The sequence below is a fragment of the Paenibacillus sp. J31R120 genome, from assembly GCF_056269225.1.
On sequence record NZ_JBWDNN010000001.1, the window covers coordinates 1,334,199 to 1,348,694 of the forward strand.

The 14,496-nt window shown below is 58.1% G+C and carries 6 protein-coding genes; all 6 read left to right on the forward strand.

Translation table 11 applies throughout. The features are described 5' to 3' along the window. Window positions 1–119: 119 nt before the first annotated feature. From AC0YNW_RS06135 to AC0YNW_RS06160, 6 genes are read left to right on the forward strand one after another with little or no spacing between them, the layout of a single operon-like run. Complete coding sequence (locus AC0YNW_RS06135; RefSeq protein WP_475831170.1) at window positions 120–683, forward strand: hypothetical protein; 564 nt, start codon at window positions 120–122, stop codon at window positions 681–683. Window positions 684–735: 52 nt separating this feature from the next. After that, window positions 736–1,977, forward strand: a complete 1,242-nt coding sequence (locus AC0YNW_RS06140; protein ID WP_475831171.1) for a hypothetical protein — start codon at window positions 736–738, stop codon at window positions 1,975–1,977. A gap of 43 nt (window positions 1,978–2,020) precedes the next feature. Next, window positions 2,021–2,731, forward strand: coding sequence for a hypothetical protein (locus AC0YNW_RS06145; RefSeq protein WP_475831172.1), 711 nt, complete (start codon window positions 2,021–2,023; stop codon window positions 2,729–2,731). Between the two features lie 22 nt (window positions 2,732–2,753). Beyond that, a complete protein-coding gene (locus AC0YNW_RS06150; RefSeq protein ID WP_475831173.1) occupies window positions 2,754–5,273 on the forward strand; it encodes a pentapeptide repeat-containing protein in 2,520 nt (839 codons plus the stop codon). Between the two features lie 20 nt (window positions 5,274–5,293). Continuing rightward, window positions 5,294–7,870: a hypothetical protein gene (locus AC0YNW_RS06155; RefSeq protein WP_475831174.1), complete on the forward strand. Its 2,577-nt coding sequence runs from the start codon at window positions 5,294–5,296 to the stop codon at window positions 7,868–7,870. 45 nt (window positions 7,871–7,915) lie between these two features. Next, complete coding sequence (locus AC0YNW_RS06160) at window positions 7,916–13,489, forward strand: type I polyketide synthase (protein ID WP_475831277.1); 5,574 nt, start codon at window positions 7,916–7,918, stop codon at window positions 13,487–13,489. Window positions 13,490–14,496 lie beyond the last annotated feature (1,007 nt).

Sequence of the window (14,496 nt, forward strand, 5' to 3'; positions counted from 1 at the left end):
CGCTCCCAATTTGCTGTATGAAGCGTCTCTGCCCGCCTGCTTCTTCATGGTACAGCGCATAAAGACGGGAAAGGGACTTTTTCATAAATATATAGTTTCACATATAAGGAGGAGAACATGTGGTCGATCTGTTCAAAGAAACATCCAGCCGGTTGGGTTTGACGGAAGCGGACATCTACCAAGGCACCCTGACAACGGGGGACCAGCCGGGTCCGACATATTTGTCTACCAAGCCGCAGGTTCCATCGGCGGTGAAGGCCAAGATGGTGTCGATTCGTACGGTCGAGGAATTGAAGGAGCTTGTCGGCGGCTCCACAGGAGCGGCCGCTCCCCGAACTATTCCGGAGCCTTGGCCGCAAAGCAAGCAAGAAGTCGATGTCAAGCATCTGAACGAATCGGAGGAGCGTCAAGTCTATGCCGCTCTGCGCACGATGCTTGCCGGGCAACAGGAGATGGTGTCAAGCTACACGGGTATTGTGGAGCGGAGGTATTTCCCCATTCAGGCCGGTGTGTTTGCCGTGGAAGATATCGTCGTCAAACCGGATCATCCGCTTGTGATCGAGCCTGAGGAAGGCCACGATCCGCTCATCCTCAATGTCAATTCGATTACGCTGGAGCCGGGCGGACAAATCTTTTGCCATACTCCCGTCATTATTATGGCGAACAAATTCATCAAGCAGTAAGCCAATCAGCATCAAAACCGGAACTATTTATTAATCGAGGAGGCGCTAAGCCATGAGCATAGTCAATCAATTGCGCAATACGTTTATGTCCCGTTACGGTCTGACGGAAGACATTATCCATAAGGAGACGATCGATGTGGCCGGCCCTGATCCTGTATACTTTTCCGCTGATCCTAATGTTCCGTCCGTCGTGGAACCGGTTTTTGTAACGATCAATTCGGTTGAGGAGTTCAAGGAATTCGGCGGCAATCCGGATCATTTGTACGAAAACGGCACGCTGGAGGAACTGTACGAGGTGCCGCCGTCATGGCCGGCAGCCAGAACATTGCTGTCGTACGAGGAACTGACGGCTCAGGAGCAAAGTGCGATTTGCAAGGCCTACACAGCGTACATTGAGGGCAATTCGAAGAAAGTACAGTCGTACAAAGAAGTCATTCAGAAGCATTTTTTTCCGACGGAGTTGGCTATTTTGGCGGCGAACGATTTAATCGTGCGGAGCGGTCAGACGGCGAACTTGCAAGGAGGCTCCAGCCAGCCGGTGACATTCAGCTACAATACGATAACGATAGAGCCAGGCGGGCGTATTAACACTACCGGAAAAGTCAAAATATTATCCAATGTTTTCACCCAGCAGCCGGGTAGCGGCTCAAACCCGACGATTACGAACGAAGGCGTAGACGGTTCGTCAGGCCCAGTAGCAGGCAACGGCGGCAACGGCAGCACCGGGAGTAAAGGCTCTTCCGGCTCCAGCGGGAAAAACTCGTGCGACAGACAGCCTGGGAAGGGCGGCACAGGCGAGTCAGGAAAGCCTGGAGGCAATGGCGGCAACGGTTCTGCCGGCAGCGCATCTGGAGACATAACGATGACTTACGACCAAATTAGCGGTATCGTCAAGGTCAGTAATATTGGAGGTAACGGCGGCAATGGCGGAGTCGGCGGCAACGGGGGGATCGGCGGAGCCGGCGGTGCCGGTGGAGACAAAACGGGGCATTGCTCGGCAGGAGCGCAGGGCAATGGCGGCACAGGCGGCAACGGCGGAAGCGGAGGCAACGGCGGCAATGGCGGCAACGGCGGAATCGTTAATATTATTTACTCGTCGGCCGCTCCCGGCACGTCGTTTCAGTTCTCGCCCAATCCGAACAAGGGCAAAGCCGGACAAGGCGGCCGGAGCGGCAACGGCGGCAACGGCGGTCAGGGGAGTTCTATCGGCAGCGGAGGCAACGCGGGCAGGGTCGGCTCCAATGGCATCACCGGCACGCCGGGTAGAATTTACGTCAATAACGTGCCGATCTAATAAAAATGGAGCCAGGCATCACTTTTAGGAGAGGAATGATCATATGAGCGATATTGTCATTCAAGGCGCGAACGGGGTAGCAGGAGCAACAGGTATCGACGGGCAAAGTGCTACGCAAAGCGGAGCGAACGGAAAAAATGGATCGTACAACAAACATCATAATCCTCACTGCACCCCCGCAACAAATGGACAGTCGGGCCATAATGCGCCGACGACGGGAGAGAGCGGCGGCAATAGCGGTGCGGGAGAAAACGCGTTTGATTTCGTGCTGCGCTGCGGGGAGATCGTAACGCAGTCGATTATTATGATTATTAGTCAGGGGGGCAATGGCGGAAGCGGCGGAAGCGGCGGCAATGGCGGCAATGGCAGCGCCGGCGGCAATGCCGGGCAGCAGGCGGCCAAATGCGAGGATTCACTTCCCGTTGGGCTAGGCGGTGTCGGCGGCAGCGGCAGCAATGCCGGACACGGCGGCAATGGCGGCAACGGCGGCAACGGCGGCGATATTACGGTTCGGTATGTGACGGCTTCCATGATACAGCCTGTATCCGGCAATTCAACCGGCGGTGTAGGCGGAGCAGGCGGCTCGGGGGGCAGTGGCGGTGTAGGCGGCCCTGGAGGAGTGAACGGCTCCAAGCCGGGCGTGCCGCCATCCACCGCGGGCGATGGGGCGAACGGGGTGTCCGGAACGGCGGGTACTCCCGGCGCGGTAGGCACGAGCGGAAATGTTTCCATCCAACAAGTTGATCATTTGTAGCCGCGTGCTGGGAGGATAATCAATGTCATCAGATATGAGGTTTATCGGAAAATGGGCGCTGCGCAGCGCGAGTGTAAGCTCGTACATCAGCTTGGATGCGAGCGGTAAGCTTGTGGCCGTCAACGCTTCGACGCCGGGCGGGAACCAGCGGTTCAACGGCTATGGCAATACAAGCAGCGGATTTTGGCTGCAAGGCAATAACGGGAAATATGTCACTTATAAGGGTAGCGGGTATACCGCAGCGGAGCCGAGAACCGGCTCCCCTGCTTTGTTTATGCTGGAGATGTCGGGAGCTTCCGTCCGGCTTGTGGAGCAAGCGTCTGGCACGAGGCACTACGTTAACGTCAGCGGCAGTACGGTGAGCAGGGTGCCGGCCAACAATCCGCCGGCGAGTACGCTGCTAAATCAAGAGACTATTTCGCCGGGACTGGCGGAAATTCAAGCTTCCAAGATGGCGATAAACAAAGACCTCACTTGGGCTTACATGGCTTCTGCGGATCTGAACAGAGTTACTTTTATCGACTCTAATTTGTCGGATGCCGATTTGTCGGCCTGCAACGTATACGGGGCTGTATTTCCGAACGCCACTACAAATTTAACGCGCGTGAACTTTTCAGGCGCTACGATGTCTTACGCCGTCATGAATCAGGTAACGATGCCGGGCGCTAATTTGACCCATGCGACAATGCTAAACACGAAGCTGTCCGATGCCAACTTGGAAGGCAGCAATTTCACCGGAGCGAATATGACGAAAGCGGTGCTCTTGAATGCACGCGTCCAAAACGGCAATTTGACCGACGCCAATTTGAGCGAAGCGCTTATTAGAGACGCCCGATTCGACCATGCGAATTTAACGCGCGCCGATCTCAGGAAAGCGAGCGTCGACGATATTCATCTGCCGGGCGCGACACTCGTCTCTGCCAAGCTGGATGAGTTGGATTTGCGGACGGCGCAAATCGACGCCAATACGAATTTCACGGGCGCGAGCATGCAGAAGGTGCGGCTGATCGGCTGCGCACTGTCTAAGGTGACGTTCACCCGCGCCGACCTGACCGAAGCGCTGCTTGACAACACTGACCTGACCGGTGCGGATCTTAGCTATGCCAACTTGACTAAAGCAAAGCTTACGGGCGGCGTGAAGCTGTACAGTGCCAGCCTGTCCAACGCGACGTTAACATCGGCGGATTTCACCGGCGCACAGCTTGGCGCGAAGGAAGCGTCGTTCACGCTGAACAAGTCACTTGCTCCCGACTTGAACAGCGGCTCGATCACCTCCGGTGTGCGGACCGCGTTTCAGAACGGGGGACATCCGCTGTCGGGCAGCGCCACGCTGGAGGCGCGCATCCCGAATGAGAACTGGGTCATTACCGATGTCAACACGATTTATACGATCACGAACAACGGCTCGGAGCTGATCGTATGGGTGTACTCCGACGTGCACGATGCAGCCGTGCTGGCCGGCGCTTATATGCCTAACGCGGTGTTCACGAACGCGAACTTGTATGCGGTCGATATGTCGGGCGTGAACTGGTACGGCGCTTCCGCGAAGGCTAATAACGCCGATCTGGAGGATGTCAATTTATCGAATGCCAACTTGGGCAGCATGGATTTCACGCAGGCTCGCATGTACGGCTGCACGTTAAGCCAGGCGATTTTGATCGAAACGATTTTCAACGGCGCTTATTTGCGCACCTCGGTCAGCAAAAAGTCCGCGTCGCTCGCTTTCGCCAATTTGCAAGGCGCATCATTCGTCCAAGCGCATTTGCAAGGGGCTGTGCTGACGAATGCGGCCGTGTCGCTCGATCAAGGGCCGTTTTTCACGCTGCCTATGTCTTATGCGACCGGTCTGAACAATGGGACGATTTCGTCCGATTTGCGGACACAATTTCAGACCCAAAACTATCCGCTCGCCTCGAATGCGACGGTCACTGTAAACATTCCAAGCAGCAGCTGGACGATCTTAAATGGCTCCGACCCGGTATATCCGGTTTATAATATCGCGGAAGTGAACCAGAAGCTGAACGTATCGGGCCGTCCGTTCGGCGTTCATCTGTTCGATATGGCGCAGTCTCTCAGCACCGATTTGGACCGAAAAAGAGTATCCCAAGCCATCAAGGACGCGTTTAGCAATAATGGCTATTCTCTGCTGCCGACAGCCAATATCGATCAAGTGATCGTCCCGGGCAGCTTCTGGCACATGAAAAATATCGAATCGGATACGTCGAAGCTGCAATACGGCTATTCCGAGTTCTACGTACTGAACAGCACGGACGACAACACGCTGCATGTTTACGGCCGGGTGCTGATGATCATTCGCACTGGAGCGAATCATGAGCTGGAAAATGTGCGGATCGCTCTGCCGACGACGCAGCTGACGCAGAATGTCATGGACCGGTCGACGACATGTCCGAACGGCATGCGGCTGTCCCGCTATTTGGACCAGCGACCGCCGGAGCGCATTACGTGGGAGCAGATGATGACGTCGGCCGCCCCTCCGAAGCCGCCTGTTTGTGTACCGAGCCCGGATCACTGGTGCCCGTAAAGAGAGGAGTTGTTGCGATTATGAACCAATCCGATAACGATCTTGCGAGCAATCCGACGCCGATCGATTACGCGCGCTCAATGGCCGGCAGCCATGCCGAGCTGTCCTCGCCCGACCCTTCGATCGGTACCTCGGTACTCGCTTATATGAACAGCCAGGAAAATGTGCTCAACGCATTTGCCACCGCCATTTCCAAGCAAGGCCCGGTAACGGAGGCAAGCGGCTGGGCCCGCAAGGTGGAAGTCGGCAAGCTCGGAACGGAGCCTGTTTATCAATACAATTGGTCGGAACAGACGGCGAGCAGCGCCGTAGCAATCCTTCAGGGTACGCTGGCGCTTGTCAAGCAGGACGCTTCCTTGCAAGACAAGCTGTGGACGGTACAGGAAGGCATATCGGGTCCGATACAATCGTCCGTTCCGCCGGTTGCGCCCTTTGCGTGGACAGCGGAACGGTTCGGGCCGCAATTCGGCCTGACGGTCCAGTCTGTCAGCGCCGACCCGGTTACTGGAGCGTTTCAATTCGTGCTGTCCAATGCGTTTCCGGCCTTTTACAGTGTCTACGCGGAATTTGCCGATGCGGACGGTCAAGTGATTGCACCAGCTGATTGGACGTCCCGGCTGCCGGAAGGCAGCTCAGTCTTCGAGACGGCGACGCTGAAATTTCTCGGCTTCGCGCCGCCAACTCTCGCCATCGCGGGCATTCCCATGACGGCGGAGCAGGTGACGCTCGAAGGCAGCGCCCCGAAAGGGACGGCGACGATTCGCCTTACCTTCGGCACGCTTGGCGCACTAGGCTGGAACGCGACCGTGAACGCGCTGCCGCTGATCGTCACCGGCCTGCTCGGTTATGCCGTGCCTTGGCTGATGAGAGAGCAGACGGCTAACCCGGATCAGGCTTGGTACAATTCGCTGATTGCTAATAAAAGGTTTTTGGATGAAGTTGTAAGCGCCGCCGGGCTTTTGGTGAACGCGCCGTCTACAGAGGAAGCGCTTCTGCTGCTGCAGCAGCAGATAGGAATGCTGTTGTTCGGCGGCGCCTTGCCGCGACTGCTGGCAGAATTGAAAAAGCAATTCAGCCATGACGCTCTGATCGTTGGCGCCCAAGGGCTGAACTGGCCAATTTCCGGGTTGCTTGCGACATTGCCGGGGGCGGTGAGCGGCATTGTCCAGACGCTGTCCGTTCCTGCCTCGTTCGTGCAACCGTTCAGTATGCAGCTCGTTGTCGATGCGGTCGTCGAGCTTCGGCCCGATCCTGCTCATGGCGCGTACCCGCTGAAGGCGGCATCCTATCGCGTGACCTGGGAAGCGAGCGGGGGAAGCAAGCACACTGAAGGGACAATGAACGGCCTATGGACCAGCAGTCCCGTACAGGCGTCGTTCCCGGCTGTACTCGGCGGGGAGTACGCCTTGGTGCAGGCGTTCGTCTATGACGAGGACGGTGCGGTGCTGGCCCAAGGCACGTTAACGAGCCGAGCTGCGCAGCAGCCGGTTATCGTGCTTAAAGAAGCGGAAGCGGTCATTGGCTCGTCCACGGTATACAAACCGGTAATGGCGCTGTCCTTTGACGAGGTTAACGGCTACGGCTGGAAGCCTGCTTCTTCGTCCGGCTCGGCTACGCATACCGCGCTCGATTGCAGCAACACCGGTACGCACCTGTGCCGGTTGACCGGTTTGTCCTACAATGCGGCGGTCCGCACGCTGGTCTATGGCTGGAGAGCCTCGGGGCCGGGGGCGCTTCCGTGCAGCGGCGGGTCCGGCGGACAGCAGCTGTACCGGCTGCAAGCTGTGTCAGTGTCGGCCTCCGCGCAGCAGTCACTCAAGCCCGCGTCATGTGGCTTGTATACGGTGGCGACGATCGCTTGCGGCAACGGAGCTGCGGACAATTTGTTTTACGACAACCGCACGGCTCCATATGGGCTTAGGTCCATCGAAGTGGGCGATACGACGTCATTTCGCTTCCCTTCGGGCTCAAGCCTCGGGACGCTTGGGCTAAGCTACGTGGATGATCTGGCCGTCCATCCGGCCGGCTTCGCCGCTGCCGTAGGCGCTGCGGCTGATCGCTTGCAAGTCGTGCGCCTCAGCACAGTAGCTATGAGCGATGAGGATGCGCCGGTTCCGATGTCGGCCGGTGGCCGGGGAACTCGAGAAGGACTGCTGTTCATGCCTGTCTCGGTTGCGGTTACACCGGGCGGCCAGTTCATGGTGCTGGAGGCGGGCAACCGCCGGCTTCAGGCGTTCGACGTATTCGGTAATCCGTACCCATACTTCGGAATGTCGGTCTTGTTGCCGCTAAAGCCGGACATCCATATCCATTATTTAGATTTAGATATCGACAGTTCAGGAAGAATGTACCTTTTATATTATGAAGGAGATGGCTCGCAGCCGAGCCAATATAGGTTGGACATTTACGGCGCAGACGGCGCACTCCTCTCTTCCACCGCAGGCGTCAATGCGGATAAGTTGTGCGTCGACCCGTGGGGCAACGTCTATACGCTCGGTTATGAGCTGATGGAAGGGCCGGAAGGCGATTATGTGGCCTCCGTCTGCGTATGGGCTCCATTTGCAACAGTAGATAAATGCAGAAAGGCAGGTCGCTGACCGATGCAAAAAAAAGAGCCGTTCCAAACCGCCGATGGCCGAGACATGCGGGAGGCCATTGCCGTCGTCGGCATGGGCTGCCGGTTCCCCGGAGGGGTGAATAGCCCGGAGCAATTTTGGGAATTCCTCCGTAGCGGACAAGACGCCATCATCGAAGTTCCTCCGGAGCGCTGGAGCGTAGACGATTATTATGATCCGGACCGCGAGCGCAATGGCAAAATGGTGACCCGCTTCGGTGGCTTTATCGACGACATGGACCGGTTCGATCCGGAATTTTTCGGCATCTCGCCGAACGAGGCCGAACGGATGGACCCGCAGCAGCGCCAGCTGCTGGAGGTCACCTGGGAGGCGCTGGAAGACGGCGGACACGTACCCGCGAAGCTGCGGGGGACCGATGTCGGCGTGTTTATCGGTGCGTTCGCGCTGGACTACCACGCGCTGCAATTCGGCGACCCGTTCCAGCGCAGCGTCAGCACGTACACGGCGGCCAGCAGCATGGCCACGATGCTGTCGAACCGGATATCGTACATCTACGATTTTCGCGGCCCGTCGATGACAGTCGATACCGCCTGCTCGAGCTCGCTCGTCTCGCTGCATCTCGCCTGCGAGAGTTTGCGCAACGGGGAGAGCGCGATGGCGCTTGCAGGGGGCGTGGTGCTGACATTTGCGCCGCAATATACGGTGGTCGAGAGCGCGGGCGGCTTTTTGTCTCCTGAAGGGCGTTGCAAGACGTTCGATGCGTCCGCTAGCGGCTACGTTCGCGGGGAAGGCGTCGGAGTCGTTGCGCTCAAGCGTCTGGCCGATGCGATGGAGGCGGGCGACCAGATCCAAGCGGTCATTCTCGCCAGCAGCGTCAACCAGGACGGGCATACGGCCGGCATTACGGTGCCGAGCGGTGATGCGCAGGCACGGCTGATCCGCGATACGCTTCGCAAGGCCGGTGTGAACTCGACGGACATCCGTTATGTCGAAGCGCATGGTACAGGGACGCCAGTTGGCGATCCGATCGAAGCCAGGGCAATCGGGGAGGTGTACAGCGAAGGACGGCCGGTGAGTGAGCCGCTGCTTGTCGGCTCGTGCAAGACGAACATCGGCCACACCGAGTCGGCGGCTGGTATCGCCGGCTTCATTAAAGCGGTGCTCTGTCTCCGGCATCGGCAAATTCCGCCGCACTTGCATTTACAGCAACCGAATCCGGCGATTGCGTTTGACCGCTGGAGGCTGAAGGTGCCAACAGCCGTGGAGCCATGGCCCGAGCACGAAGGTCCGGCCATTGCCGCTGTTAATTCGTTCGGCTTTGGCGGTGCCAACGCGCATGCCATTGTGCGGGAGCCTTTGCCGAACGAGCAGGCACTGGCGGGTGGAGCTGGCGAGGGCATGCGGGCGGCGGTCTTGGTCGGCGCCGAGGCAACGGGAGCGCAGCCCGGGCTGGCACCTTCGGAAGCGGGCGCAGAAGCTGCGGGCATGGATAACGTACGGGAGCGGGTGTATGTGCTGCCCCTGTCGGCCCGCAAAGCCGAAGCGCTTGCACAGACGCTGTCCGCGTACTGGCGACACTTGATGGAAAGCAGCCATCTGAAGCCGCTCGCGCTGGAGGATTTGTGTTGGAGCGCAGGCGTACGGCGCGAGCACCACAGCCACCGGAAGGCACTCGTGTTCCGCAACCGCGAGGAACTGGCCGCGCAGTTGGACGGCTCGGGTTCGGCAGGCAATGCGGCGCAGCCAAAGAACGTCTTCTCCGGCAGAAAGCTGGCCAGAGAGAAGCCCAAGCTGGTATGGACTTTCTCTGGCATGGGGCCACAATGGTACGGGATGGGCAGGCAGCTGCTGCGGCATGAGCAGGTCTTCCGTGAAACGATGGAGCGCGGTGACTCGTTGTTCGCCCCGATTGCTGGGTGGTCTATGCTGGCGGAGCTTCGCAAGGACGAAGCCGACAGCCGCATGAACGAAACGGCGATCTCGATGCCGATCAGCTTCCTGCTGCAAGTGTCGCTCGCCGCGCTGTGGCGCTCCTGGGGCATGGTGCCGGACTTGATTGTCGGCCATAGTGCAGGCGAAGTGGCCGCTTTTCACGAGGCAGGCGTCTACACGCTGGAGGACGCGCTGCGCGTCGTCTACCACCGCAGCCGGCTGCTGGACCGGATGAGCGGCACCGGGGGAATGGCGTTCATCGCCGTGTCCGAGAAGGAAGCCGCGGAACTGCTGGCCGACCTGGAGGATAAGGTCTGCATCGGTGCGGTCAACAGTCCGACCTCCGTCACGCTGTCGGGCGATGTGGAGGCTTTGGCCGAAGCTGTGCGGCGGGCAGAGGAGAAGGGATTGTTCACCCGCAAGCTTCGCGTGCAAGCGTCGTTTCATAGCCCGTATATGGAGCCGATCAGGGAAGAATTGATAGAGAGCTTAAGGCATGTTCCGTCCCGGCCGGTATCCGTTCCGTTGTATTCTTCCGTAACTGCGGGCGAGATTCGCGGCGAGGAGATCGACGGCGCTTATTGGTGGCGCAACGTGCGGGAAACGGTAGCATATGCGTCCGCCATTGCTCAGCTCATCCAGCAAGGGTATACCAATTACTTGGAAATCGGCGCCCATCCCGTGTTGTCGGGACCGCTGGCGGAATGCTTGAGCGATAAGCCGGGTCTGGTGGTTGCTTCCATCCGCCGCAAGGAGGATGAGCCGGAAGCGATGATGCGCGGGCTGGCCGAGCTGTATGCCGCAGGCTTTGAACCGGACTGGCAGGCGATCTATCGCCAAGGGCGATGGATGACGCTTCCAGCCTATTCGTGGCAAAAAAAGCGCTATTGGCACGAACCGGAATTTGTCCGGCATATCCGCCAAGGTCACAAGGATCATCCGCTGCTCGGCAGGCCGCTGCCGGGAGCTGTCCAAGCGTGGGAAAGTGAAATCACGCTGCACCGCCTCCCATATTTGCGCGATCACCGCGTGCTGGACCAGGTGTTGTATCCGGCGGCGGCGTATATCGAGGGAGCGATGGCGACGCTGACGCAGGCGTTGTCGCTGGGCGAAGGCAGCTGCGTGCTGGAGCAGTTAGAGTTTCATCGTGGCTTGACGCTGCCCGCGAGCCAGCCGTCGGCGGTCATGCAGCATGTGCTGGACACGGAAAATGGCACGTTCCGCATCTTCTCTGCGCAGGACGATCAGCGCTCGGCGTTCGTGCTGAACGCTTCTGGCCGGGTAAGGCAGCTTCAGCTCCATGCGGAGGGAGTGGCCAGCGATATTACGGCTGCCCGCCAAAGGACGCCTCTGGTTATCGACAAAGCGATGGCTTACCGCATTTTAAAACATTCCGGATTCGACTACGGTCCTGCATTCCAAGGCATCCAGCGGGTTCATCTGGGGGTGGACGAAGCTTGGGTTGAAATCGAGTTGCCCTTGGAGGAAGCGGCTACGCGGGAGTACATCTTCCATCCGAGCTTGATGGATGCGTGCTTCCAAGCGCTGCTCGCCGCCGAATTTCCAGCTGAAGGTGAGCAGCCCAGAGATTTCGGGCATGAGTTCCGCATTCCCGTGCGAATCGGGAGCATTCGCTTTTACGCCAGGCCGGATGGGCGTCTATGGGCGCACAGCCAGATGGTCGAGCGCAATGAGGTGCTCACCCGCGGCAATCTGCGCGTTTATAACGAGCGGGGCATGCTGGTCGCCGAGTTTCTCGACTTTGTGAAGCAGTCCGTCGATGCGGCGACAAGCCGGATGAACGGATTACAGGCGCGACGCTGGCTGAACCGGCTGGAGTGGCAGGCAGCCGAGCTTCCAGCCTCCGCTCCGGGTACAGCCGTCGCCTTGGACCGCCGGCCTACCGGCACGTGGCTGCTATTGGCCGATGCCAAGAGCATCGCTGAAGAAGCGGCGGCGCTTCTGCGCAAAGCGGGCAGCCGCTGCTTGCTGGCCGTCGCCGGGGACGAGTACGCCTTCGGCGGCGAAGCTCTGGCCAGCCGGATCGACCCGGCCAACCCGGGCCATTACGACCGGCTGCTGGCTGATGCTGCGCAGGTGGCAGGAGGGACGCTGTCCGGTGTCGCACATGTCTGGAACGCCGACTTGCCTGCGCCTGAGGAGCTGGCCGGCCGGCCGCTCGGCAACCAATGGGCGCGGATCAAGAGCCTCGGCACGCACTCGCTCCTGTACTTGGCACAGAGCCTTGCGCGTACCGACGCCGACACCGGCGTATGGATCGTCACGCAGGGGGCGCAGAGCGTGCCCGAGGCGGAACGCCCGCTTGCCGTGTTCCAAGCGGGAGCTTGGGGGCTAGGCCGGTATATCGGCCAGCAGGAGCTGCGCCAGTACGGCAAAGGGCTGATCGATGTGGACCCGCTCGCTTCGGCCGCAGAGGCGGCACAATGCCTTGTAAACGAAATGACGGCCGGCGACGCGGAAAATCAAATCGCTTACCGCGACAGTCGGCGCTATGCGCTGCGGCTGAAGCGAGACAGCGAGACTCCGTCTTCGCTGCCCTTGCAATGCAGGGCTGACGGAGCCTATCTCGTGACGGGAGCGTTCGGTGCGATAGGTCAGGAGGTAGCGCGGCTGCTGGTGTACAAAGGCGCTAGACACCTGCTTCTGCTCAGCCGGAACCCCTTGCCCGAGCGGTCGATGTGGGACCTGCAGACTGCAGGCAGCCGGGAAGGGGAGCGGATCGCTTTTGTCCGGGAGCTGGAAGCGGCGGGCGCGCATGTTTCGGTCGTTGGCGTAGACATGACCGACGAAGCGGCGATGACCGGCTTTATTCAGCAATACGAAGCGAGCGTCTCGCTGCCCATACGCGGCGTCGTACATTGCGCGGGAGCGGTGAAGGACGTGCTGCTGATGCAGATGGACGACCGGATATTCGACGAAGCATACGATCCGAAAGCGAAAGGCGCATGGTTACTGCATCAGGCGATGCTCGGGCAGCCGCTTGAGTTTTTCGTCCTGTTCTCCTCGCTCGGCTCGCTGCTTCCCGCGGCGGGACAGGGGAACTACGCGGCAGGCAACGCGTGCCTGGATGCGCTCGCCGCTTATCGTCGCTCCCTCGGCTTGCCAGCGCTAAGCATCAATTGGGGGCCATGGTCCGTCGGCATGGTTAAGAAGCTGCAACTGACCGATATTTTCGAGACGAATGGTATCGACATCATTACCCCGGCCGTCGGTATGCGATTGTTTGAGCATTTGATCGGGCAAAACATGACCCAAATCGTAGCACTTTCCGCGGGCTGGCGCGCCTTCCGCAAGCTGTACGACGACATACCGCTGCTTGAGCTGCTGGAGGAGGATGAGCCCGGCTACGCTGGCACATCGGCTTCGGGCGAGCTTGCGATGGAGACGATCAAGACGCTTGCCCTGCCTGAGCGGGAGCTTGCCGTGCAACGGCACGTAGAAGCGATCATTGCCGATTTACTGCACTTCACCGCTGATACCGTGGATACGACCAAAGCATTGCCGGAGATCGGCCTCGATTCCATGATGGCAATCCGGCTGCGGGCGCGGCTGCTGAACGAGCTTGGCGTCGCGCCGATGATCGGCGAGCTGCTGAGCGGCAACAGCATTTTGGCGCTATCCGATAAAATGGTTCGCCTATTCGACGAGCAGCACAAGCTGTCACGGGAATATTGCTCCGCAGGGTGACGACTTCTTCGCTTACGGTATGGGCTGCGCGATAAATTACATTGTTATAGAAGTTGCCTGTTTGTCCGATGTCCATGGAGTAACAGACCATGCGGATTGAAGCCTGGGCGCATGGTAATACGGACAGCATTGAATCGTTTTCTGGAATCGCGACGAAGGGCACAGCGCCAAAGCAGGAAGTCGCGCCGGATCAAGTAATCTTGATATAGATTACATTACGAGGTTACTGCACAAAATGAAAATTTTGTGCAGTATTTTTTTAGGTTAATGAATCGAGGGATTGGTGTAAACTCTATATACCTTGAATTCAATATGCAATATTCTATGGAACTATCGAAGTATAGAATCGTACCGCGGTTAGACTTATTGCTTGGCTCAACCCTAACGATCTTCAATATTATAAATTGATGTACTCTAGCGCTTTATGAATCGACCACCGTCAATTCTGAAATAAATTCCAATTCGATTATATTAATTGAGAAATGATGGAGTCGAGGTGGCCTGAAGCTCATCATACAAAGGAAATGCGCAATCCTGCATCGCCCGCTTATAAAAGGATGTCTGAAGTTTGGCAACTCCCTGGAGTTTGTGTTGCCGATCGTAACCTCTTTATCTCTATCTGCCTTAACCGCTTTTGCATACCTGACGAATGGGAATTTTACCTTGTCGGGTTAGTCGACCACTACTTCTATTTCTTCGCACCCCTCTACTGCTTTCTCGTGAATCAAGAGGCACTCTTGCTAACAACATGCAGGGGTGTTTTTTGCTGTATATTCCCAGACCGTTAAGTGCAAAACAGAAAATAATAAAAATGTTTCCACAAAAAACACCCCTATCCTGCGCAAAGAACAACAAGAAAGCGCTGTCATTTGTAGATATACTGAGCATGCACATTACGAAAATAATAACTTGGGAGGGATTAGAATGTATCGATTAATGAAGTGGATGACAGAGTGTTTTGCCCTGTGACTGGTAACCTTCACCAAAGACGTATGGGTTGATTCAAT